21 protein-coding genes are annotated in these 22,438 nt (G+C 61.7%); 9 read left to right on the top strand and 12 right to left on the bottom strand.

Features of this window, described 5'->3' with window-relative positions; all coding sequences use genetic code 11:
• Positions 1 to 36: 36 nt before the first annotated feature.
• The 7 genes from NAP1_RS15650 (at position 37) to NAP1_RS16155 (ending at position 8,879) form a co-directional block, all read left to right on the top strand.
• On the top strand, positions 37 to 2,454 hold the full coding sequence (locus tag NAP1_RS15650; RefSeq protein WP_007166301.1) for a chemotaxis protein CheA: 2,418 nt from the start codon (positions 37 to 39) through the stop codon (positions 2,452 to 2,454).
• Positions 2,454 to 2,894 carry a chemotaxis protein CheW gene (locus NAP1_RS15645; protein WP_007166299.1) on the top strand — a complete coding sequence of 147 codons (441 nt, stop codon included), beginning with the start codon at positions 2,454 to 2,456 and terminating at the stop codon, positions 2,892 to 2,894. Before NAP1_RS15650 ends, NAP1_RS15645 begins: the two co-directional genes overlap by 1 nt.
• Before the next feature lie 55 nt (positions 2,895 to 2,949).
• The gene (locus tag NAP1_RS15640; protein ID WP_007166298.1) at positions 2,950 to 3,315 is read left to right on the top strand and encodes a response regulator; all 366 of its coding nucleotides are present in this window, start codon (positions 2,950 to 2,952) and stop codon (positions 3,313 to 3,315) included.
• A 38-nt stretch (positions 3,316 to 3,353) separates the two neighbouring features.
• A complete protein-coding gene (gene cheB, locus NAP1_RS15635) occupies positions 3,354 to 4,496 on the top strand; it encodes a chemotaxis-specific protein-glutamate methyltransferase CheB (protein WP_007166297.1) in 1,143 nt (380 codons plus the stop codon).
• Between the two features lie 6 nt (positions 4,497 to 4,502).
• Positions 4,503 to 5,366: a protein-glutamate O-methyltransferase CheR gene (locus NAP1_RS15630; protein WP_007166296.1), complete on the top strand. Its 864-nt coding sequence runs from the start codon at positions 4,503 to 4,505 to the stop codon at positions 5,364 to 5,366.
• A 127-nt stretch (positions 5,367 to 5,493) separates the two neighbouring features.
• A complete protein-coding gene (locus tag NAP1_RS15625; protein WP_241761232.1) occupies positions 5,494 to 7,068 on the top strand; it encodes a bifunctional diguanylate cyclase/phosphodiesterase in 1,575 nt (524 codons plus the stop codon).
• Entirely contained in the window at positions 7,068 to 8,879 is a 1,812-nt protein-coding gene (locus NAP1_RS16155; protein WP_007166294.1) for a methyl-accepting chemotaxis protein, read from the top strand. The genes NAP1_RS15625 and NAP1_RS16155 overlap by 1 nt, the downstream gene beginning before the upstream one ends.
• A gap of 4 nt (positions 8,880 to 8,883) precedes the next feature.
• On the opposite strand, the gene hemN is transcribed toward NAP1_RS16155, so the two are convergent.
• The 11 genes from hemN to NAP1_RS15565 form a co-directional block, all read right to left on the bottom strand.
• The gene (gene hemN / locus NAP1_RS15615; RefSeq protein ID WP_007166293.1) at positions 8,884 to 10,194 is read right to left on the bottom strand and encodes an oxygen-independent coproporphyrinogen III oxidase; all 1,311 of its coding nucleotides are present in this window, start codon (positions 10,192 to 10,194) and stop codon (positions 8,884 to 8,886) included.
• 45 nt (positions 10,195 to 10,239) lie between these two features.
• A complete protein-coding gene (locus NAP1_RS15610) occupies positions 10,240 to 10,452 on the bottom strand; it encodes a hypothetical protein (RefSeq protein WP_007166292.1) in 213 nt (70 codons plus the stop codon).
• Positions 10,449 to 10,604 carry a cbb3-type cytochrome oxidase assembly protein CcoS gene (gene ccoS, locus NAP1_RS15605; protein WP_007166291.1) on the bottom strand — a complete coding sequence of 52 codons (156 nt, stop codon included), beginning with the start codon at positions 10,602 to 10,604 and terminating at the stop codon, positions 10,449 to 10,451. The genes NAP1_RS15610 and ccoS overlap by 4 nt, the downstream gene beginning before the upstream one ends.
• Positions 10,601 to 12,724 (bottom strand): heavy metal translocating P-type ATPase, encoded by a 2,124-nt coding sequence (locus NAP1_RS15600; protein ID WP_007166290.1) that lies wholly within the window; start codon positions 12,722 to 12,724, stop codon positions 10,601 to 10,603. Before NAP1_RS15600 ends, ccoS begins: the two co-directional genes overlap by 4 nt.
• Positions 12,721 to 13,182: a FixH family protein gene (locus tag NAP1_RS15595; RefSeq protein ID WP_007166289.1), complete on the bottom strand. Its 462-nt coding sequence runs from the start codon at positions 13,180 to 13,182 to the stop codon at positions 12,721 to 12,723. Before NAP1_RS15595 ends, NAP1_RS15600 begins: the two co-directional genes overlap by 4 nt.
• Positions 13,183 to 13,184: 2 nt before the next feature.
• Positions 13,185 to 14,732 carry a cytochrome c oxidase accessory protein CcoG gene (ccoG, locus tag NAP1_RS15590; protein WP_007166288.1) on the bottom strand — a complete coding sequence of 516 codons (1,548 nt, stop codon included), beginning with the start codon at positions 14,730 to 14,732 and terminating at the stop codon, positions 13,185 to 13,187.
• A complete protein-coding gene (gene ccoP / locus NAP1_RS15585; protein WP_007166287.1) occupies positions 14,719 to 15,681 on the bottom strand; it encodes a cytochrome-c oxidase, cbb3-type subunit III in 963 nt (320 codons plus the stop codon). The genes ccoG and ccoP overlap by 14 nt, the downstream gene beginning before the upstream one ends.
• A complete protein-coding gene (locus NAP1_RS15580; RefSeq protein WP_007166286.1) occupies positions 15,674 to 15,835 on the bottom strand; it encodes a cbb3-type cytochrome c oxidase subunit 3 in 162 nt (53 codons plus the stop codon). Before NAP1_RS15580 ends, ccoP begins: the two co-directional genes overlap by 8 nt.
• Entirely contained in the window at positions 15,832 to 16,614 is a 783-nt protein-coding gene (gene ccoO / locus NAP1_RS15575) for a cytochrome-c oxidase, cbb3-type subunit II (protein WP_007166285.1), read from the bottom strand. Before ccoO ends, NAP1_RS15580 begins: the two co-directional genes overlap by 4 nt.
• A 6-nt stretch (positions 16,615 to 16,620) precedes the next feature.
• Positions 16,621 to 18,291, bottom strand: a complete 1,671-nt coding sequence (gene ccoN, locus NAP1_RS15570; protein ID WP_007166284.1) for a cytochrome-c oxidase, cbb3-type subunit I — start codon at positions 18,289 to 18,291, stop codon at positions 16,621 to 16,623.
• Positions 18,292 to 18,408: 117 nt separating this feature from the next.
• A complete protein-coding gene (locus tag NAP1_RS15565) occupies positions 18,409 to 19,107 on the bottom strand; it encodes a helix-turn-helix domain-containing protein (RefSeq protein WP_040465162.1) in 699 nt (232 codons plus the stop codon).
• 299 nt (positions 19,108 to 19,406) lie between these two features.
• Here NAP1_RS15565 and NAP1_RS15560 point away from each other — a divergent pair, with 299 nt between their 5' ends.
• Both NAP1_RS15560 and NAP1_RS15555 read left to right on the top strand, forming a co-directional pair.
• A complete protein-coding gene (locus NAP1_RS15560) occupies positions 19,407 to 20,081 on the top strand; it encodes an OmpW family protein (protein WP_007166282.1) in 675 nt (224 codons plus the stop codon).
• 24 nt (positions 20,082 to 20,105) lie between these two features.
• The gene (locus NAP1_RS15555; RefSeq protein WP_156777298.1) at positions 20,106 to 20,882 is read left to right on the top strand and encodes a DUF2189 domain-containing protein; all 777 of its coding nucleotides are present in this window, start codon (positions 20,106 to 20,108) and stop codon (positions 20,880 to 20,882) included.
• An 83-nt stretch (positions 20,883 to 20,965) separates the two neighbouring features.
• Here NAP1_RS15555 and NAP1_RS15550 read toward each other — a convergent pair whose 3' ends face one another.
• Positions 20,966 to 22,366: a DcaP family trimeric outer membrane transporter gene (locus NAP1_RS15550; RefSeq protein WP_241761231.1), complete on the bottom strand. Its 1,401-nt coding sequence runs from the start codon at positions 22,364 to 22,366 to the stop codon at positions 20,966 to 20,968.
• Positions 22,367 to 22,438 lie beyond the last annotated feature (72 nt).

Genomic DNA, 22,438 nt, shown 5'->3' with positions numbered 1-22,438 from the left:
ATACAGACTTTCAAGTCTAAGAGGGGCACGCGCGTCATGGATGACCTGCTGGCGGATTTCGTCGCAGAGACACGGGAAATGCTGGAAGCCAGCGCAGGCGAGATCGTTGCCTGGGAAGCCGATCCGGCTGACCGCGCGCGGCTCGATACCATCTTCCGTTTCGTACACACGGTTAAAGGCAATTGCGGCTTTTTCGACTTTCCGCGGCTCGCTGGCCTCAGCCACGCAGCCGAAGACGCACTCGCCGATTGCCGCGCCGGACGCCGCACGCCTGATGCGGAATTGGTTACCGCCGTGCTCGCAATCATCGACCGGATTGCGCAGATGGTCGACGTTATTGAAGCGGGCGAAGAGTTTCCCGAAGGCGGCGATGAAGAACTGATCGCAGCGCTTGAGCCGGGCGCCGAAGGCGTGACCGGCGATGCCGTTGCCGCGGAGTTGGAGCCGGAAGTAGGCCCCGCTTCAACAGAGGACGGCAATTCGCCTGCTCCCAAGAAGACCGAAGCACCAGCTGCGCAACGTTCGATCCGTTTGCCGGTTGACCTGCTCGACCGGGTGATGAGCGGCGTTTCAGACATGGTGCTGGCGCGCAACGACCTCGCTCACCGCCTTCGTCAGGCGGGCACACAGCCGACGATCGACGGTCCGTTCGAGCGGCTCACCACCATCCTTTCCGATGTCCGCGACGCGATCACCCGTATGCGCATGCAGCGGATCGAAACCCTATTTAGCGCCCTGCCCCGGCTTGCCCGTGACTTGTCGAATGAACTCGGCAAGCAAGTCCTGATCGACCTTGAAGGTGGGGACGTGGAACTTGATCGCGAGATGATCGAAATGATCCGCGATCCGCTCACGCACATCATCCGCAATGCGATCGATCACGGGATAGAGAAACCGTCCGACCGCCTTGCCATGGACAAGCGCGAAACCGGGCTTCTTTCAATCGCAGCTCGCCAGGCGGGGAACACGATCTCTATCGTGGTCAGCGACGATGGACGCGGGCTCGAAGAGGAAAAGATTGCAGACAAGGCGGTCAAGACCGGACTGATCTCCGCCGCTCACCGGTCAGAAATGAGCCGCGATGCGATCCTGCAACTGGTCTTCGAACCCGGTTTTTCAACTGCCGAGGAAGTGAGCAACGTGTCAGGGCGCGGCGTCGGCCTAGACGTGGTGCGCGACAACCTTGAGCGCGTCGGTGGCTCGATCAAAGTGAGCTCGACGCCGGGGGTCGGCACGCTCTTCACACTCCAGATTCCACTGACGCTCAGCATCATCGCCGGGCTTACCGTCGAGATCGGAGAGCAACGCTTCGCGATCCCGCAAAGCTACGTCGAAGAGATCATCCACGCATCATCCAAGGCGCTCGACTTCACCCGCGCTGGAGAAAACGCGCTCGTCACTTTCCGCGACACGCGCGTTCCGTGCCTTATGCTAACCGACGTGCTCGGTGCCGAAGAGGGTGAAATACCCGCTGAGCAGCGCACGATGGTGATGCTCCGCCTTGCGAGCGGCGACCTGTTCGCGCTCGCGGTCGACCGCATCCATTCGCATGGCGACCTCGTCGTCAAACCGCTTGCACCTGCCGTGATGAAAGCCGGGGTCTATGCGGGCTCTACGTTGCTCGACGACGGCCAGCCGGTTTTGCTGCTGGATGTGACCAATATCGCATCGCAGCACCAGCTTGCCTCCGATGCCCGCAGCCGCGTTTTCCGCGGTGCGGAGGAAGAGAAAGCCAAATCCGAAAAGCCCGCGTCTCGTGCCATGCTGTTCACCGATTTCGATGGCCGCCGCTGCGCTGTGCGCCTTGAATTGGTTCAGCGCATCGAAACGGCGCCTGTGTCCGCCATTGACCTCACCGGCGATCGTCCGCGCGCTGTTATTGACGGGGTCATTCTACCGCTGGTCGGTCTGCCTGACGGGCCGCTTCCGGCAGAAAAGGTACGCTTGCTGCGCCTGACCGATGGCTCAGGGCAACTGGTCCACGCCGTGCGCGAGATCGACGATGCGGTCGAACTGACCGACACGCTCAAGCCGGTCGACACTGACCCGATGATCGAGGCGGTCACTCTGGTCGAAGGCAAGACTGTCACCCTCATCGACGGCCACGCCCTGTTTGCCCGGCACGGAGAGGTTCCGGAAGCAGCGATCAAACCTGTTTGCCGCATCCCTCAGACCGAATGGGCCAGCACCATCCTTGCACCGCTTGTCGCCGCAGCGGGCTACGAAATCGCTGATGACCAGGAAACCGACGAAGACGTCGCTATCCTGTTCGACGATGAATACCAGGCCGCCCTCGCGCTCGACGTTGAATTTGCTGCGCCTGTTATCCGGCTTCGGGACATACCCGAAGGCGCGAACATGGAAGAGACGGTCTATCGCTACGATCGCGAAGGGCTGGTCGCAGCACTACGTTCCGCATCGGGTGCGGCGCGCGCAAGCGGGAGCAATCGCTGATGAACGAGCTGTTGGTCATGTGCCAGATCGCTGGTCGACGCTGTGCCTTCAGGGCCAATGACGTCCAATCCGTAATCGAGATCGGGGCCATCACGCCCGTGCCGCGAACGCCCGATCACATTGCCGGTCTTACAGCCCTGCGCAGTCAGGCGCTGACTGTGATCGATTGTCGCCGCGCCATCGGGTTCGATCCGCAAGCCTATTCTCTCGATCACCGCGCCATCGTGGTAGCGTCCTCGGGCTATTCCTACGCGCTTCGCATCGATTCCATCGAGGACATCACCTCTGCCATTGGCGAGCCCGGCACCGTGCCAGGAGGGTTCGGCGCTGAATGGTCCAATGCGGCAAGCGGTCTTGTTGAAACGCGCACCGGCCCCGCACTGATGATGGACCTCTCTGCGCTGATCGCCGGGCAGGTTTCAATCGAAAATGCCGCTTAATCCAAAACTTACCTTCTGAGCCTATCAAACTGGCGTTCAGAACCGAGGAACCTTCATGAAAAGCTGCCTAGTCGTCGATGATTCCCGCGTAATTCGCAAAGTTTCGAGGCATATCCTCGAAACGCTGGGCTTCGCGGTTGAAGAAGCCGAGAATGGTCGGGAAGGCCTCGAGGCGTGCGAGGCGTCAATGCCTGACGTCGTGCTGCTCGACTGGAATATGCCGGTGATGACCGGGATCGAGTTTATCACTCAGCTGCGCAAACGCCCCGGCGGCGACAAGCCCAAGGTGGTCTTCTGCACGACCGAGAACGATGTCGCTCACATCCGCGAGGCGATCAGTGCTGGCGCCGACGAATACGTGATGAAACCGTTCGATCACGAGACCCTGCAAATCAAACTGCAGTTGGTCGGCTTCGCGTGAACGCAATGTCTTCTTCCCCTTCCCGGATCTTGCGAAAGGTGGCGAATGAGCCATCGGCCCGCGAGAGCGCGCCTTCGTGCGAAAGTGCGAGCGATGCAATCAGGGTGATGATCGTCGACGATTCGCTGACAGTTCGCACGGTTCTGAAACGCATCGTCGAAAGCGATGGCGCGATGGAAGTCATCGCCACCGCATCTTCGGGCGAGCGCGCCATCGCCCAGCTTGGCACGACCGATGTCGATGTCCTTCTGCTCGATCTCGAAATGCCCGGTATGGGCGGTCTCGAAGCGCTGCCAACAATCCTTTCCACCGCGCCCGACCTCCAGGTGCTGGTGGTTTCCTCTCTGACCGACGACGGAGCGGAAGCCACGGTCCAAGCGCTTTCGACCGGCGCTGCCGACACGATGCTCAAGCCTCGGCCGGGCGGTTTCAACGAGGATTATCGCAGCCAGCTCCTTGGCAAAATCCGTGCTCTTGGCACGAAGAGCGATACTCCTGCTGCAAACGCCAATGCGCAAGTCGCCAATCAACACGCCAAACCGGCAGCAACGCCGCGCGTGCCTCAACGTCCCGAGTTGATCGCGATCGGCGCATCGACGGGTGGCATTCACGCGCTCAATCTGATGCTGCGCGAACTTACGCCGGACTTCGACCTGCCGATCCTCATTACCCAGCACCTGCCAAGCTCCTTCATCCCCGTGTTCGCACGTCAGGTTGAGGTTGCGAGCGGCCGTCCGACGCACATTGCCGATGACGGGACCGAAATCCGCAAAGGCGAAATCGCGATTGCGACCGGTCAGGGCCACATGACCGTACGCCGCATGGGCGAGCGTCTGGTGGCGCGCACGTCGAACGAACCTGCGCGCAGCGGCTGCCTGCCCTCGGTCGACCCCATGCTGCGCAGCGCTGCCGACGCCTGCAATGGCCGCGTTCATGCGATCATCCTGTCGGGCATGGGCCGCGATGGCTTCGACGGAGTTCAGCACCTGCGCGAACTGGGCGGGACTGTCTGGACGCAGGACGCGGAAACCAGCGCCGTATGGGGCATGCCGGGAGCCGTCACGAAAGCGGGCCTGAGCGATTATGTCGCAGCGCCTCCCGCTTTGGGCCAAGCGCTCATGACGCAGGTCAGTGGAACCGGCGGCAGGGCAGCGGCGTCACGCGAGAACGCGGCGACCTGACCCGATATGGAAGTTAGCCAGGCCTCTTACCAGATCATCGCCGACCTTTTGGCCGCCCGGACAGGGCAGCATCTCTCCGAGAGTCGTCGATGGCGCGTTGGAACAGCGCTCTCAGGCGTTTTCCGCGAGCACGGGATCAGCAATCTCGACCAACTCGTCTGCCTGCTCGATGAGCCGCGCCGTCGTTCGCATGATCGCGACCTTGCGACCGAGGTGGTCGAAGCGCTCCTCAACAACGAGACATACTTCTTTCGGGACAAGCCGACTTTCGATCAGATACCCGACGATATTCTCCCCGAACTCGCTCAGCGCAGGCGGCATACCAAGCGGCTTTCGATCTGGTGCGCGGGGTGTTCGACAGGGCAGGAAGTGCACAGCCTTGCCATGCTCTTCGAAGACCAGAAGGCCCTGTGGGATGGCTGGACGATCGACATTCTCGGAACCGACGTATCGCACCGCGCAATTCGCACGGCTCGCACCGGGCTTTACAGCCAGTTCGAGGTTCAGCGCGGCCTCGGGGTGACGCAGATGCTACGCCACTTTGAAGAGACGCCCGGCGGCTGGCAAATCCTTGATCATGTGCGACAAATCACTCGGTTTCAGCAGCACAATGTCCTGGCCGAACCGCCCGCCAGAGCGCGCTTCGATCTCGTTCTTTGTCGCAATGTGCTTCTCTATTTCGATGCAGACACCCGCGCCATCGCATTTGAAAGGCTTGCCTCGGCCATGGCGCGCGACGGTTTCCTTATGCTCGGCGCTGGCGAGACGGTGGTGGGCCAGACAAGAGCCTTCTCTCCATCGGGCAAACGCACAAGCATCTACGAATTGCCCGAGCAGGTGGCTCGCAGCGCAGCTCTGAGTGTGGGGTAGGATTAAGCAAAATTTACGCGATTTCCCCCAGTCGGACGATCCGAATTTTACGCTTCGTTAGCCATTCATATTTAGACACCCGGACATCGCTAAGCCCACGTTTTCGAAGCGAATTGAAGGAATTTGCGTGCCCAAGCCGAGCAAACCTCTGCGTCTCACACCCCTCGGGATTGTGCTGGCTCCGCTCGCCACGCTTAGCCTTGTTTTCGGCGGCATCGTCTTTGTCATCAGCTTCAGCAAGACAATCGACATCGTTGATCCCGAACTGCTTTTTATCGCAGGCGCGCTCGTTTACGCCGCCACGATCTTCCTGTTGAGCCGCCACGGCATCAACAATGTTCACGAACTCGAAGAGCTCAGCGAAACGGACACCCTGAGCAAGCTGCCCAATCGGCGCGCACTGCATGGCGATCTCGAGAGCTTCTCAAAAGGTGACGAGGAGGTCGCGATCGCGCTCATCGATCTTGATCGGTTCAAGCAGGTCAACGACCACTTTGGTCATGCGATCGGCGATCGGTTGATTCAGGAATGCGCCGCAATGCTTCAAAACATCTGCGGCGATGAGGCGCGCTGCTACCGGCTGGGCGGCGACGAATTCGCCGTGGCCATGGCTGGTCGTGTTTCAGGCACAATCCTTGAAGGCATGTGCCGGTCGTTGCTTGAACAGCTGCAAGCCCCTGTTCCGGTCGGCAAATACGACATCTCTGTCGGGGCAAGCATCGGACTGTCACGTTCAACCGCCGATCGGCGCCTGCCCTCCTCTGAAATGCTGCGCCGCTCGGACGTCGCTATGTCGGTGTCGAAGCGCGATGGAAAAATGCGCTGCACCTGGTTCAACGAGAGCTTCGACCAACGCCGCGAAGCGGTACGCGAACTCGAAGACGAACTGCGTGCTGGCCTGACTAAAGGCGAATACGAGGTCCAATATCAACCACTCGTCGCTGCCGATTCCGGGTCTGCTGGCCCGCGCATCGTTGCGGTTGAAGCGCTGCTCCGCTGGAACCGTGAGGATGGTCGCAAGGTTGGCCCGCACGTTTTCATTCCGGTCGCGGAAGATTCGGGCATCATCAATCCGATTGGACTGTGGGTCCTGCGCAAATCCATGACGGATGCGCGCCGCTGGAAGGACATCACGCTCTCGGTCAACATCTCCGCAGCGCAGCTCAGGAACCCCGAATTTCCGATCAAGCTTGGTGAAATTCTTGAGGATACCGGCTTCCCGGCAGAGCAGCTTGAGCTTGAAGTCACCGAGACCTGTCTCGTGCTTGATCCAGTGGTTGCCGAGCGCAGCCTGGACGTGATCCGCAAGTTTGGCGTGAGGATTTCGCTCGATGACTTCGGCACCGGCTATGCCTCTATCGGCTTCCTGCGCCAGTTCCGCTTTGAAAAGCTCAAACTCGACCGCAGCCTTGTCGTTAAGGCGGGTGAGGATGAAGGCAGCCGCGCCATGATGCTCTCCAGCATCGCGGTTGCGCGCGCGCTCAAGATGGGTGTGACCGCAGAGGGCGTTGAAACGACCGAACAGGCTGACATGGTCCGGCTTGCCGGTGCAGATCAAATCCAGGGTTGGCTCTACTACAAGGCCATGCCCGCATCCGACATCGATACGCTGATCGATACGCAAGTGAGCGCCACGATCAGTGCTGATGAATTCAGCGAGCCTGCAAGCGCAGCTCGGACAGGGACGAATGGGGACGCATAATGAGCGCTTTGCAGGAAATCGCAGTAGACCTGGAAGCAGAACGGATCACCGCCAACCACACAACCGCCTCCAAACCCCGGACTGTGTTCGGCTCTTTCGGAGAGCGGTTCGAGGCGTTGTCGATAGGCCGCAAAATCTCGACATTCTACGGGTTCAATCTCGTACTCGCCCTGTTTGCGGGATTGGTGCTGATTGGTTTCTTCGTCGAGCTGGGCAACCGCGCCGAACAGATCAACGTCTCGCACGACCTCGCGATCGATGCCGAGCGCCTCGTGACAGACATGTCCGAAGCGCAGCGCCACGCGGAAATGCTGGTTACCACAGGCGATGCTTCGCGGGCCAATGAGTCGCTGGCGCGGATCACGATAGCCGATGCAAAACTTGACGATCTTCGCGATGCCACCGCAGGCCAAGACATGGAAGCGACCGATCGCATCGGGCTTATCGCTGCGTCTATCGAAGATTTCCGCCGCCAGATCGGCCGCTTCAATCCCGATGCCGCGACGGCAAGCCGTGAAGCGCAGGCGAGCGAAGTGACCGCCACCGGAAGCGCCGCTCTGGAGGCCGCTCGCGATCTTGCTGCGCGCATGGGAACCGAAGCCGACCGCATGTCGGATTCGGGAGCAAGCCTGCTTTCGACCCTGCTCCTCATCTGGGTTGCGCTCGCAGTCCTTTTGGTTCTCACAACTCTCATTGCACAGCGCTACTTCGACCGCTCGGTCGGTGGCACTATCAAGCAGCTTGCCAATCAGATGACCCGCCTCGCGAAGGGCGAGAAGGAAATCGACATTCACGGCGAGGACCGCACGGACGAAGTTGGCGACATGGCCCGCGCCATGAGCATCTTCCACAAGGCCGGCATCCGGCTAGAGCGCCTGAGCCGTGAACGCTCCCAAAAGGCAAAGGCCGAGCTTGAAGAGCAGACCCGCCTTCAGATCCAGCAGGAAGAGGCTCGCCTCGAACGCGAACGCACGCTTCAAAGCTTCGCCGACCAGTTCGAACGCACCGTTGGTGACGTCGTGGGCGGCGTTGCGAGCGCATCGAGCCAGCTGCAGACCACATCAACCGCGATGGCTGCGAGTGCGGAGCAATCGTCCAATCGGACCGCCGAAGTGGCAACTGCGATGGAAGAGGCGAACACCGGCGCGACCGCAGCCGCTGCCGCTTCGGACGAGTTTGCCATGTCAATTGGCGAGATCAGCCGTCAGGCCGCTTCGTCTGCCGAACTCGCCCGGAAAGCGACCTTGTCTGCCAACGAAGCGGACTCGACCATTTCAGAGCTCGCCAACAGCGCAGAGCAGGTCGGCCAGATCGTCGAGCTTATCCAGACCATCGCCCAGCGCACCAACCTTCTCGCGCTCAACGCCTCGATCGAAGCCGCTCGTGGCGGTGAAGCGGGTCGTGGTTTCGCCGTGGTCGCAAGCGAGGTAAAAGAACTCGCCATGCAGACCAGCCGCGCCACCGAACAAGTGGCAGAGCAGATTCGCACTATGCAGGATACGACCGGTGCCAGCGTCAACGCGCTGCGCTCAATCGCTAATGAAGTCGCTCAGCTCGAAACAACCGCCGTCTCGATCGCAAGTGCGGTCGATCAGCAATCGGTCGCGGGCCAGGATCTTGCGCGCAGCATCGACCTCGCCGCGCGCGGGACCGAGCAGGTTTCCGGGCACATCAAGGAAGTGCGCGAGCTGTCGATCTCGACCGGCGCCGCCGCCAGCCAGGTGCTCACCAGCGCGACCGCGCTCGAGCAGCAGGCTCAGACCCTGCGAGTGCAGGTCGATGGCTTCCTCGCAAAGGTCCGCGTGGGCTGACCGATCAGATCGCTGAACTGAATTGCGGCTTCGTCTCTGCGCGGAACTGATCGAACTTCGAGGCGATCACGCGCGCATAGGGCAGGCCCTGCGGCGTGATTGACAGGTCGAGACCGCTCAGCGTCATCAGTCCGCGTTCGAGGAATGGTATGAACTCTTCCTCATGCCTCAGCAATAGACACGGCGAAAGTGCCGCCCTGCCCTTGCACAAGAGCTCTTCGATCACGCGCGCTCGCAGCTGATCCTCGGCGCTGCGCGTGATGCCGACCGAGGCGGTTAGGAGCCCTTGCGAGGCCATCATCCGATAGCGGCCATTGTTCTTTTCGTTCTGGGCGATGAGGCCGGGAAATCCACTGATCGCGCTGGATCCTAACCCGATCAGCACCTCCGACTGGTCATCGGTGAAACCCTGGAAGTTGCGCCTAAGCGTGCCAGTGCGCGCAGCCTCGGCCATCGGATCGCCGGGCAAGGCAAAGTGGTCGAAGCCAACCTCCTTGTAGCCCTTGCGAGTGAGGTATTCGAAAGCCTGGTTCGCCATCGCGAAGCGTTCGTCGCGGCCCGGCAAGTCGTCGGCGGGGATCATCTTCTGACGCGGCACGATATGCGGAACATGGGCGTAACCGAACACCGCAATCCGGTCCGCGCCCAGCAAGGCGGTGTAGGAAAGGCTAACGGCAAGGTCCTCGCGCGTTTGGCCCGGCAGACCATACATCAAGTCGAAATTGAGCGATGTGACCCCGGCAGAGCGAAGCCAGTCGATGCTGCGGCAGATCATCTGGTCGTCCTGCACGCGCCCTATGGCCTGCTGACAATGCGCGGCGAAGGTCTGCACGCCCATGCTCGCCCGGGTTACGCCCGCCTCGGCGATGGCCTCTCCCCAGACGCTGTCCATTGAGCGCGGGTCGAGTTCGATGGACCACTCGGTTTTGTCGAGCCAGAAGTTGCGGTGCAGCGCGTCGACCAGGTCGATGAACTCGGCAGGCTCGATCGCGTTGGGACTGCCTCCACCGAATGCAACGCGCCTGACGCGTGCGTCCCGGGGGAGCAGAGTCGCTACGGTTTCAATCTCGGCATGGAGCGCTGCAAGATAGCTCGCCACCCGCTGCCGTCTGCCAGCCGCGCCGGTGTTGCAACCGCAATAGAAGCAGATCTTCTCGCAAAACGGGATGTGGAGATAGAGCGATATGTCGCCGCTCGCCTCCCCAATCGCTTGCGCCAGAGCGGATGTGGGAAGCTCGCCAAAATCGGCAGCGGTCGGATAGCTCGTGTAACGCGGTACGGGCGTTTCGAGCAGGTCTGGATGATAAGGCCACATGCCAAAGCTTAAAGACGCAGGGTTAGCAAGCGTCTTTGCGCCAGATCAAATCGCGCGCTTGGCCCGCTTCGTTTTCTCGCGGCAGGAGCCCGCGTGGCACCCTTCTTGGTGGCAATCGCGCTTTGGGCTCTTTTCCTTGTTGCCCAGCGGAATGATAATCTCCCCGCCGAGGCACAGGGCAATGGTGAGCGAGCGCTCCTCTTGCGGAAGCGGCCCGATCGCAACGGGAATAAGCGCGATGAGAGCGAGAAGCTTCATGGGTTTGCCTCATCCTCTTCGTCGATCAGAATGCGGTGCGCTGCACCGTCCATGTCCTCATACTGGCCAGAGCGCATCGCCCAGAAGAACGCGGCAAGGCCTGCGGCTCCCATTAAGAGCGCGATAGGGATGAGAAAGGTGAGCCCGGTCATTTCGCGCTCCCCGCAAGCCGCAGCGAATTGGCGACCACGACTAGGCTGCTCAGCGACATAGCAATGGCTGCGATGAGCGGGGTGACAAAGCCGAACAGCGCAAGCGGCACGGCAAGCGCGTTGTAGCCAATCGCAAAACCGAAATTCTGGCGCACGATCACCATCGTGCGCTTCGCTACCCGCACCGCCAGCGCAACCGGCATCAGCTTCTCGCCGATGAACACAGCATCTGCCGCCTGCTGGCTTGCGTCACTCGCCGTACCCGGAGCGATGGAGGCGTGCGCTGCGGCAAGCGCGGGGCCATCGTTCAGGCCATCGCCGACCATCAGCGGATAGCGCCCGCTATCGCGCAGAGCTTCGAGCGTCGCGAGCTTGTCATGCGGACTGGCTTCAGCGCGTGCCGGGATGCCGAGTTGGTTTGCGATTTCCTCGACCGGGGCGTTGCGGTCGCCTGAGAGAATGCTGGCTTCGATATTCTCGCCGCGGAGCATTGCGAGGGTGCGAGACGCGTCCGGACGCAACGGATCCTCGAATGTGAGGGTCGTCTGTTCCGTTCCGATCTTGAGCGTGACAGCCAACCTGTCCGTTTCGATCTCCGGACGCTCAAGAGCGACGCGAACACCCGCGCATTCGCCCGAGACACCCTGCCCGCTTATCTCTTCGACGCTGACGATTGCTGCGGGTTCCACACCCTCATCCAAGAGGCGCTTTGCAAGGCCTTGGCTGAGCGGGTGGCGGCTTGATTGGGCAAGGCCGAGCGCCACCTTTCGCTCTGTCGCATTGAGTGCCCCGATATCCGGCCGGGGCTCTCCCAAGGTCAGCGTGCCGGTCTTGTCGAACAGCGCGACGTCCACTTCGGCCAGGCGCTCAAGCGCACTCCCATCCTTCACCAAAAGCCCGCGCTTCAAGAGAGCGCCGGAGGCCACCACCTGCGCAGTCGGCACCGCCAGCCCCATGGCGCAGGGACAAGTGATGATGAGTACCGCAATCGCGATAACGAGCGACTGGTGCCAGCCTGCTCCAGCGATCATCCAGCCCACGAAAGCAAGCGCGGCGAGCGTGTGGACGATCGGCGCGTAGGCCCGGCTCGCCCGGTCGGCAATACGGACATAGGTGCTGCGCGATTGCCCGGCTTCGTCCATCAGTCGCGCGATCTCTGCAATCGCCGTGTCGTCGGCAGTCCGCGTCAGGCGCATGCGAAATGGCGAGCCCAAATTGATCGCGCCCGCATGGACCACAGCGCCCTCACCGACGCTTTCAGGCGCGCTTTCCCCGGTCAGCATCGAGTTGTCGATTGTAGTGCGCCCCTCCTCTATCTCGCCATCGGCGGCGAGCGCTTCTCCGGCAGCGACCAGCACCAGCATTCCCGGCTCGAGCGCGTTGGCGGGCACGCGCCGGGTCGAGCCATCAGGGGCAATGACACTCGCGCTTTTGCCCATCCGGCCCAGCAATGCGCCAATCCCTGCGCGGGTCCGGGTGCGCATTTCGGCATCGAGAGCACGGCCTGCGAGGAGGAAGAAGAGCAGCATGACGGCGCTCTCGAAATAAGCGTGCTCTCCGCCGGTGATCGTCTCGTAAAGGCTGAGCGCGGTCGCGAGGATCACGCCGATGCTGATCGGCACGTCCATGTTGGTGCGGCGATATTTGAGCGCCATCCAGGCGCTGGAGAAAAAGGGCCTGCCCGAATAGGCGATCACCGGCATCGCGATGAGTGCGGAAAGCCAATGAAACAACTCGCGGGTAAAGCCTTCTGCGCCCGACCATATGCTGACCGACAGCAGCATGACGTTCATCATGCCAAACCCCGCGACGCCGAGCGCGCGGGTCAGCTGCTTGCGTTCTGCCGCTTCGGTGCCGAGCGGGTTTTCGTCGATGGGCCGCGCTTCGAAGCCAAGCTTCAGAAGCGCGTCGGTGAGGGCATCCTCACCGATTGCTGGATCGTGCTCGATGGCGACGCGCTTGGAGGAGAAGTTCACCCGCGCTGCGACGATCCCGTCGGTCTTAGGGAGCTCGCGCTCGATCTTCGCGATGCACCCCGCGCAGCGCATGCCGGGCACGGTGAAGCGCGTGCCCTTCGTGGGTGTTTCGCCCCGGTCGATCGAGAGTTGGGGTGCGTTCACCGGGGCAACTCGCTTTCATTCGACCACCGCTTGCCGTCAGCCTCGATGAAGAGGCGCATGGTCCAGCGGCCCGATGCGACCGTCTTTGTCGAACGGTAACGGCCATCGCCGAGCGGCTCGAATGCGAGGTTTGCGTATTCGCGCGTGCCGATCGGGCGGCGCAACTCGGCTTTCAGCGTGGCGCTTGCCGGAACTTCGCGGGTTTCGACGACCACGTATGCCGCTTCGTCGCGCACCGAGACAGCTTCCCAACCAAGCGCTTTTGAGGCCTCCGCTTCGTCGAGCCAATCGTTGAAGTGCTGGCTGGCGATGTAGGAATTATCGACGACGGTACCGTGGAAGCCGCCCACCGCACGGCTCGCCATGTAGAAATTGACGGACATGACGACAGCGAAGCCTGTGACGAGGATCGCTGCGAAGTGTTTTCCGGTGAAGGGCTTTTGTGGTCTGCTCGCCATTTTTAGTCTCCGGGTCCGGAAAAGGTGGTTTCTTCGCTATCGCTTTCGCCCTGCTCGTCGAGCGAGGTGAGGACGAAGCGGAAGCTGTCGATGTCGCTGCCCGCCGGAACGACAACGTAGGCGCGCACCACGCGGGTTTCGTCGGCGGGCACGGTGAGGGTTTGGCTGGGTGCGGCGTCCTCGCGGCCGATCCGGTCGGTCCACATAACCGATCCTTCAGGCAGCCCGGCAAGCGAGACTTCCATCTCGCGCGGCCGCGCTTCCATGTTGCGCAGGCGCAGCGTGTAGGAATTGCGCACCGAACCGTCCTTCATCAGCATGAAGGGCGGGTTGCGATCGGGCGAGACCGTCAAGTCGGTGTGGCTGCGCGTGCCGAGTGCGAAGAGCATGGCGAGCCCGATCGCGCCCCAGATGCCGAAATAGATGAAGGTGCGCGGGCGAACGAGCGCCTTCCACGCCGGCTGTGCGGGTGCGCCTGCCGCTTCGGCTTCGCATTGTTCGAGGGTTGCGTAGTCGATCAGTCCCCGCGGGCGTCCGACCTCCGCCATCACCCTGTCGCAGGCATCAATGCAAAGGGCGCAGGTGATGCAGCCAATCTGCTGGCCCTCGCGGATGTCGATCCCGGTCGGGCACACCGCTACGCATTGGAGGCAGTCGACGCAATCGCCGTACTCGTCCGGGTTCTTGAGCGATTTCTTGAGGCTGCCGCGCTTTTCCCCGCGCCAGTCCTTGTAGGTGACGATCAGCGACTTCTCGTCGAGCATCGCCCCCTGAATGCGCGGCCACGGGCACATGTAGATGCAAACCTGCTCGCGCATGAACCCGCCGAGCCAGAAGGTCGTGCCGGTCAGGATCGCAACGGTCATGTAAGCGACCGGGTCGGCCTCAAGCGTGAAGAAGTCCACGAACAGCGTTGGCGCGTCGGCGAAGTAGAGGATCCAGGCCCCGCCCGTCAGCATGCTGATGAGGAGATAGATTGACCATTTTGCGCCGCGCCTTGCCGCTTTGGCAGGGCCCCATGGCGCCTTGTCCAGCCGGATGCGCGCATTGCGATCGCCGTCGATCAGGCGGTCGACATGCTGGAAAAGGTCGGTCCAAACGGTCTGCGGGCAGGCATAGCCACACCACGCGCGCCCGACTGCGCTGGTCACGAGGAACAGCCCGATCCCCGCCATGATCAGCATGCCGGCAACGAAGTAGAATTCGTGCGGCCAGATCTCGATATCGAACATGTAGAACCGGCGGTTCGCAAGGTCGATCAGCACCGCTTGGTCGGGCGCATAGGGGCCGCGGTCCCAGCGGATCCAGGGCGTCACGTAATAGATCGCGAGCGTGACTACCATCACCAGCCACTTGAAGCGGCGAAACGGCCCGTCGATGCGCTTGTTATGGACCGCCTTGCGCTTCTCGTAGAGCTTGGGCGGCGGCTGGTGCGGCAGACGACGCGCGGCGATGGGGTCGGTCTCTACCTGAGGCAGAGCTGCACCCCAATCGCGCTTGGTCGCATCCCCGTTCTGGGGAGGCCGTTCGAGTTCGTCAGGATCGGCCATCGTCTCCGACCTGCTCCGCAGCGGCGACCTCGTCGGCGCTCTCGGTTTCGATCTCGGGCGCGACCTCTTCGGTTGCATCGCCTTCGAATTCACCGCCACCGCGCGAATGTACATATGCGGCGAGCATCTTGATCGTGACCGGATCGAGTTTGTCGCTCCAGCCCGGCATCGCGCCGTGGCGTGGATAGGCGATCTGCTGGCTCACCTGTGCGCGCTCGCTGCCATAGAGCCAGATCGCATCATTCAATGCAGGCGCGCCAAGATCGCGATTGCCCGCGCCGTTTGCCTCGTGACAGGCGGCGCAATTGTCGGCGTATAACTGCGCGCCAGTCGCGCTGCTTTGCCCCTCGCCGCTCAGCGACAGGACATGGCTCGTCACGGCGTCGAGCTCGGCGCGGCTAAAGATGTCGCCGAAGGCCGGCATGTAGTTCGAGCGCGTCTCGTCCGAGCCTTCCCAACGGATGCCGTGGATGAGCGTGTATTCGATATCAGTGAGCGTACCGCCCCACAACCAGTCATCGTCGTTGAGGTTGGGGTAGCCATATTGCTCGTACCCCGCCGCGCCCGCGCCGTGGCACTGGACGCAGTGCTGTTTGAAGGCAGCCGCGCCGCCCGAGATTGCCTGTCCCATCAGGTCGGCATCGGCGGGCAGCTTGGTGATGTCGGTCGCCGCAATCCGCTCGAACGTACCGGCGCGCGCCATGTCGGCGGCGCTCATTTCTTCGGCAAGGTCACTACGGCTCGACCAGCCAAGCACACCCTCGGTCGCTTGGCTCACCATCGGCCATGCGGGGTAGAGCACCACGTAAACCGCCGCCCAGGCGATCGTCGCATAGAAGGTCCACAGCCACCAGCGGGGAAGCGGTGTATTCAGCTCCTCGATCCCGTCCCATTCGTGGCCGACAAATTCAGTGCCGGTGGGTTCGTCGATACGATATTTGTCAGACATGATCGTCTTCCTTGAAAATCGAGGTCTTGGCCTCCTCCACGCCGTCTCTTGAGCGCGGCAGGAAGTGCCAGCCACACAGGACGAGGTAGAGGCCGAAGATCATCACCAGACCGTAGCTGTCGGCGAAGTGTCGAAAGGCGTCGTAGAAGCTCACCGGCCCTTCTCCTCAGCGAGTTCGGTCTGCGCCGCGGCGCTGTCGACATCGACCAGGGTGCCCAGCATCTGGAGGTACGCGACCAGCGCATCCATCTCGGTCACGCGGGAGGGGTCGCCGTCATAGTCGCGGATCTGCGCTTTGGCGTAACGCGCCTCTAGATCGCCGGGATCCATGTCGGGATTGGCCTGCGCGAAAAGGTCGTTCTCAGCCGCTTCGATGTCGGCGGCCGAGTAAGGCACTCCGACGTTGGAAAGCGCGGTGAGATTGGCCGACACATCGGCGATCTGAAGCTCCGTCTCCGCCAGGAAGGCGTAGCTCGGCATAATGCTCTGCGGCACGACGCTTTGCGGGTCTATCAGGTGCTGGACATGCCATTCATCCGAATAACGCCCGCCCACGCGCGCCAGGTCCGGCCCGGTGCGCTTCGATCCCCATTGAAAGGGATGGTCGTACATGCTCTCCGCCGCGAGGCTATAATGGCCGTAGCGTTCAACCTCGTCACGGAATGGGCGGATCATCTGGCTGTGGCAGGTGTAGCAGCCTTCGCGAATATAGATGTCGCGGCCAACCAGCTCGAGCGGGGTGTAGGGACGCATGCCGTCCACTTCCTCGATCGTGTTCTCGAGATAGAACAGCGGCGTGATCTGGACGAGCCCGCCAATCGCGACCGTGATGAAGGTCGCGATGGCCAGAAGCGTGATATTCTTCTCCAGCCGCTTGTGCCCTTCGAAAACGCCCTGCGGCGGGCTTTCCGGGTGTGTGTCACTCATCGTCATGGATCCCTATTCCGCAGGTTGAGCTTGAGGTTGGATACCGGCCAATGGACGGTCGGTTTCTTCGTCGTATTGGGTGTCGCCCATCGGCGCTTCGTCGCGCTGGTGGCCCGCAATCGTCATCCACATGTTGTAGGACATGATGATCGCGCCAGAGAGGTAGAGGAGGCCGCCAAAGGCGCGCATCCAGTACATCGGCTCCAGCGCTGCGACGGTGTCGACAAAGCTGTTCACGAGGTAACCGTCAGAGCCGTATTCGCGCCACATCAGGCCCTGGGTGATCCCGGCAACCCACATGCTTGCGGCGTAAATCACGATACCCAGCGTCGCGAGCCAGAAGTGCCAGTTGATCATGCGCAGTGAGTACATCCGCTGGCGTTTCCACAAACGCGGCACGAGGAAGTAGACGCAGGCGAATGTGATCAGCCCGTTCCAGCCCAGCGCGCCCGAGTGGACGTGCCCGATGGTCCAGTCAGTGTAGTGCGACAGCGAATTCACCGCCTTGATCGACAGCATCGGCCCTTCGAACGTGCTCATCCCGTAGAAAGCGAGCGCCATCACCATCATGCGGATGATCGGATCGGTGCGGATCTTGTCCCATGCGCCGTTCAGCGTCATCAGGCCGTTGATCATCCCGCCCCAGCTCGGCATCCAAAGCATGATCGAGAAGACCATGCCCAGCGTCTGCGCCCAGTCGGGCAGCGCGGTGTAGTGGAGGTGGTGCGGACCTGCCCAGATGTAGAGGAAGATCAGCGACCAGAAGTGGATGATCGACAGACGGTAGGAGTATACTGGCCGGTTCGCCTGCTTCGGGACGAAGTAATACATCATCGCCAGGAAGCCCGCGGTGAGGAAGAACCCGACCGCGTTGTGGCCGTACCACCACTGGATCAGCGCATCCTGCACTCCTGAGTATGCGGAGTAGCTGCGCGCACCCAAGAGGCTCACCGGGATCGCGATATTGTTGACCACGTGCAGCATCGCCACAGTGACTATGAAGGCGAGGAAGAACCAGTTCGCGACGTAGATGTGCGGCTCTTTGCGCTTGAGGATCGTCGCCACGAAGACCGCGAGATACGCAACCCAGACCACGGTGAGCCAGAGATCAACATACCATTCGGGCTCGGCGTATTCCTTCGATTGGGTGACGCCGAGGAGGTAGCCAGTCGCCGCCAGCACGATGAACAGTTGGTATCCCCAGAACACGAACCGCGCGAGGCCCGGAAGCGCCAGGGTTGTGCGGCAGGTGCGCTGCACGACGTAGAAACTGGTCGCGAGAAGCGCATTGCCGCCAAAGGCGAAGATCACCGCTGAGGTGTGAAGCGGGCGCAGTCGCCCAAAGTTCAGGTAAGGCTCGAAATTGAGCGCAGGATAAGCCAACTGCAGCGCGATGTAGACGCCCGCAAGAAGGCCTGCGAGGCCCCAGAACATCGTCGCAATGACGCCCCAGCGCACAATGTCATCATCGTAGCGGCTCTCGCCCGGTGGCATGCGGAAAATGCTCTGCGCCTTGGCCATCGGGTCAAAGCGCGCGGTCGTCACGATCGCAAGCCCGAAAGCGACGATCGCCACGATAAGCGCGTGAGCGGCAAACCCCGCGTCCTTGGCCCCCACCATCGCGGCGAGCGCCAGAAGCGCGAGAACCAGCCAAAGGCCTGCGCGGCCAACTACAGCTTCCATGATTTCGATCCCTTGTTGTCGTGAACCCGGTTAGGGCCTCGCCGACTTCGTGTGTTTGACTCAGATCAAGTTGGCGCCACTCGGCTTCACTTTTTTCGATTAACAGGCGGCGCTTGCTTATGCCGGCTCAAACAGATGGCCCGCGCGCGCGGCCAGGCCTTGCAGGTCGAGCAGCATCACCTTCGAACGGCCCATGGTTTCAAGGAGGCCCGCATCGCGCAGCTCGCCGAACTGGCGGCTGACTGTCTCGATGGTCAGACCAAGACTGTCGGCAACGTCACGCCGCGACATGGGAAGATCGAGCAAGCGTCCGCCATCGTTGTCGGCGCCGATCCGCTCGTCCATCGTGAGCAGGAAATTCGCGAGCCTTTCCTGCGCGTTCTTTCGTCCGAGCGTGATGGTCTTTTCGCGGCAACGCGCGAGCGCTTTCATGACGCGTTCGAGCACTTCGTCGACCATGCCCGCCTCGAACCGGGCGAGCTTGTAGAATTCCTCCGCCGGGAAATAGATGAGCTCGCAATCTTCGAGCGCGCACAGTGTATATGCATGCGCCGCGCGCGCGGGGACCGAGACGAGATCGCCTGCGAAATGAAACGCCACCACCTGCTCGCGCCCGCCTGAGGCATGCGCGACCAGTTTGGTGCTGCCGCTGGCAACAAAGGCGATTTGATCTGAGCCATTGCCGGTGAACGGCGCATCGCCCGCCCGCGCGCTCGCGTAGCGGGCCACCGCCTGGAAGCGCAGATGAGTCGCATCAGACGTCCCCAGCGGAAGGATCGTCATTGAAAAGCGTTCAAACAGGTCGGGAAAGGTCATGGCCGCAGGCGCTCGTGATTTGATCAGGATGCCAGTCTGATGAGCGCAACCATCTGCCTGCGCATTGACCTGGATCAATGCGCAGGCCCGCCGGGCCGGGCATTTGCCGGTCAGCAGCAAAAATCCTGGGCCGCATCGGGTGGCCACTGCTGCTCTTTGAGAAGGGGCGAATGCTGAGAAAAAGGCCCGGCGGCATAGGCCGCTCGGCTCACCGAGTGGCTGATTTTCCAACGCGCCAAGCGGTTATCGCATCAGGCATTCCTTCGCTTGAAGGACCAACGTTTCAAGGAATACGGACAATGAAAAAGACGAATGCCCTTCTCGGCCTCGCAGCCGCAGCAATGGTAGCTTCGCCCGCCGTGGCACAGGACCGCGCCGGAGATGTACAGTTGAAAGTGCTCGGTACAGCAGTGCTTCCGGATGGCGAAATCGAGGACGTCAATGTCGATCTCGTAGGTCTGCCTGCCGGAACCGACACTCGCGCTACCGACAATTTCGTGCCGACCGTTGCGGTCGAATACTTTTTCACCGACAACTTCTCGCTCGAAACCATCGCCGGTGTGACCCAGCATGATGTCGACACCGTTTCGGGCTTTCCTCCCGGAACCGAGCTCGTTTCCGACGCTCTGCTCTTGCCAGCTACTGTGACCGGCAAAGTCCATTTCGATGCCGCAGGGTTTAAGCCCTATCTTGGCGCGGGCGTCGCCTACTTCATGTGGCTGAGCGATGAGCCGGGTGCTGCAACCCTGCCGCTGGGCGTGACCGACACTGATCTTACCGACGAATTCGGATTTGTCCTGCAAGCCGGTGTCGATGTGCCCGTTGGCAATGACGGGTTTGGCGTGACGCTCGATGCAAAACGCTATTTCATTGGCACCACCGCTCAGTGGTTTGCCGGAAACACCCTGGTGATCGAAACCGACCACAATCTCGACCCGTGGGTCCTGAGTGCCGGTGTTTCTTATCGGTTCTAGGAGCAAGGAGAGGAAGGGGGAGATTTGACGCAAGCGACCAATCCGCCAGAGCAACTCACACCGCCAGTGATTGCGCACGATCTCACGACCGGAGATCTGCGCGCAGCGCTGGCGGCTGGCTGGCGGGATTTCGCGGGCGCTCCCCTTTTCGGTCTCTTCTTTGCAAGCATCTTCGTCATCGGCGGGCTTGCGCTAAGCTATTTCCTCCTCGCGCGCGGGGAGTACACCTGGGCGATCCCCGCAGCCGCCGGTTTTCCGCTGCTTGCGCCCTTCACAGCCGTCGGGCTCTACGAAGTCAGCCGCCGCCGCGAGCTCGGCCTGCCGATGAGCTGGTCAGCGGTCCTTGGCGCGGTCAGGGGGCGCGGGGACGAGCAGATTCTGGCGATGGGCGTCATCATCTTCGTGGCGTTCGGTTTCTGGGTGATCGTTGCCCACGTCATCTTTTCGATCGCGATCGTGGAAGCAGGTGCTGGCTCTGAATCGCTCGCATTTCTCGCGACGCAGACGGGGCTCATCATGCTCGCGGTCGGAAGTGCGGTCGGCGCATTAATGGCGCTCGTGTTCTACGCAGTCACCGTCTTCAGCCTGCCTATGCTGGTCCACCGCGAGATCGATTTCCTGACCGCAGTGATCGCTAGCCTCTCCTGCTTCAAGGCCAATGCCCGCGTGCTCCTGATCTGGGCCGCGATCATTGCGGCCGCGCTCTTCGTGAGCATCCTTGCGGCCTTCCTAGGCCTATTTATCGCACTGCCTTTGTTCGGGCATGCGACCTGGCATCTTTATCGGCGCGCCATACAATAGCCCCGCCGGCACTGGGGACCGGCGGGGCAGAATGGCTGCGCGTATTGGAGAGAGAGACCCGCGCTGCCTGAAAGGTGTTGGTCCTAGAAGTTGTACCGGGTCGAAACCTGCACCCTTTGAAGGTTGCCGCTGCGCCCGTCTTCAAGCGTGCGCTCCGCGTACATCAGCTCGATCCCGATATCGATCGGATCAACCGGGCTCCAGATGAGGTTGGCAAAGGCGTTCCAGCTTTCGTCCGTCACTTGGTTGGTGGTGAGGAGGACCGGGTTGTCGGCCTTGAAATAGGAACCGGCGAGGGTGGAGCGCAGATCATCCGCCCATACATGGCGATAGGCGGCGAAGCCCGAATAGGTGAAGATCGGATCGAGCTCGCCCGCATTAGTGATCGCCGCATCGTTGACGAGGTTGAGGCCGATATAGCGCCCAAGCCCGTCACCCGCTGTCGCCATGAAGCGGAAATCGTCGCGCGGGCCGACTTTGAGCTTGCCCGAGACGCTCAGGCCATAGCCGAACGCGCTGTCATCGACGCCCTGCAAGTCGTCCTTCGAGACGTGTAGCTGGCGAACGATGCCGGTCGCAGTGAGCGAGCCCCAATCGCCGCCCCAATTGTAGCGCGCCACCACGTCGGGCAGTTGGTCATCGCCTGCAAGAACGCGCGAACCGTTCTGGTCGGTCACGACCGTCTCCGGCTGCTCGACGGCAAGCTGCAATCCGCCATTGGTGTAGCGGATCAGCGGCTGGCGGTCGAAGACCGTGCCCGGCGTCACACCGATGAAGTCGAGACTGTCGGGAAGCGCGCCGACATTCTGGAAGGTCGACCAGGCTTGGCCGAACGTCCAGTTGTCATAGGTTATGAATGCCTGCCGGATACGCGGCACGAAGCTGTTCGAAATCCGTTCGTTCCCGCCTTCGGTAACGTTGAAATCGAGCTCGATATGGCTCTTGAGCGTATGCTCGGACCCCACATCGGTTTCGGTCTTGAATAGAAAGCGCGTCTGGCGGGCGCTGAAGTCGGTATCGAAGCCGCTCGCATCACCGCCTACCGGAATCGCCACCGGAATGAGGAAGTCGCGCAGGATCGAGTTATTCGGCAATTGACCGCCGCTGGTGCGCTGGCTGATCGCGTCGAGTTTGACGTAGCCGCCATAGCTGAAAGTCGTCTTGCCGGGGCTTGAACCGCCGCCCGACGGCGGAGCGGCTGCGATCTGCTGCGCAAGATCGTTCTGCCGGGTCTGGAGGTCCTGGGTCGCTGCGAGCAGCGCCTGGCTTTGTGCGCGCATCTGTTCGCGCTCTGCCATCAAGGCATTTTGCTGCTGCTCGCTCGCGCCCTGCTGCGCATCGAGGCGCTGGATCAGGCCCTCGACCAGCGCTTCGAGCCGGTCCAGCCGTTCCTCGACGTTGCCATCCTGCGCGAGCGCTGGCGATGCTGCCATCATGGTGCTGGCAAGCAATGCTGTTCGAAAGGCTAGCTTCCCCATTGTCATCTTATCCCCTCCCGATCCTTTTTGGATTTGTCGGATCAGAATGACGCGGAGCATCGCGGGCGCACAGCTAGC

The organism is Erythrobacter sp. NAP1 (assembly GCF_000152865.1).
Taxonomy (GTDB): Bacteria; Pseudomonadota; Alphaproteobacteria; order Sphingomonadales; family Sphingomonadaceae; genus Erythrobacter.
Note: the sequence above shows the minus strand (reverse complement) of the source record. Positions and strands in the feature narration are given on the sequence as shown.

Bases quoted from the DNA above. Each gene is read 5' to 3' on its own strand.
- ccoG (WP_007166288.1), bottom strand. From the start codon at position 14,732: ATGGCCGATCCTGACGAACTCGAACGGCCTCCCCAGAACGGGGATGCG.
- NAP1_RS15560 (WP_007166282.1), top strand. From the start codon at position 19,407: ATGAAAAAGACGAATGCCCTTCTCGGCCTCGCAGCCGCAGCAATGGTA.
- NAP1_RS15630 (WP_007166296.1), top strand. From the start codon at position 4,503: ATGGAAGTTAGCCAGGCCTCTTACCAGATCATCGCCGACCTTTTGGCC.
- NAP1_RS15595 (WP_007166289.1), bottom strand. From the start codon at position 13,182: ATGGCGAGCAGACCACAAAAGCCCTTCACCGGAAAACACTTCGCAGCG.
- hemN (WP_007166293.1), bottom strand. From the start codon at position 10,194: ATGTGGCCTTATCATCCAGACCTGCTCGAAACGCCCGTACCGCGTTAC.
- ccoN (WP_007166284.1), bottom strand. From the start codon at position 18,291: ATGGAAGCTGTAGTTGGCCGCGCAGGCCTTTGGCTGGTTCTCGCGCTT.
- NAP1_RS16155 (WP_007166294.1), top strand. From the start codon at position 7,068: ATGAGCGCTTTGCAGGAAATCGCAGTAGACCTGGAAGCAGAACGGATC.
- NAP1_RS15550 (WP_241761231.1), bottom strand. From the start codon at position 22,366: ATGACAATGGGGAAGCTAGCCTTTCGAACAGCATTGCTTGCCAGCACC.
- NAP1_RS15645 (WP_007166299.1), top strand. From the start codon at position 2,454: ATGAACGAGCTGTTGGTCATGTGCCAGATCGCTGGTCGACGCTGTGCC.
- ccoS (WP_007166291.1), bottom strand. From the start codon at position 10,604: ATGACCGGGCTCACCTTTCTCATCCCTATCGCGCTCTTAATGGGAGCC.
- NAP1_RS15650 (WP_007166301.1), top strand. From the start codon at position 37: ATGGATGACCTGCTGGCGGATTTCGTCGCAGAGACACGGGAAATGCTG.
- NAP1_RS15640 (WP_007166298.1), top strand. From the start codon at position 2,950: ATGAAAAGCTGCCTAGTCGTCGATGATTCCCGCGTAATTCGCAAAGTT.
- ccoP (WP_007166287.1), bottom strand. From the start codon at position 15,681: ATGTCTGACAAATATCGTATCGACGAACCCACCGGCACTGAATTTGTC.
- NAP1_RS15565 (WP_040465162.1), bottom strand. From the start codon at position 19,107: ATGACCTTTCCCGACCTGTTTGAACGCTTTTCAATGACGATCCTTCCG.
- NAP1_RS15610 (WP_007166292.1), bottom strand. From the start codon at position 10,452: ATGAAGCTTCTCGCTCTCATCGCGCTTATTCCCGTTGCGATCGGGCCG.
- ccoO (WP_007166285.1), bottom strand. From the start codon at position 16,614: ATGACGATGAGTGACACACACCCGGAAAGCCCGCCGCAGGGCGTTTTC.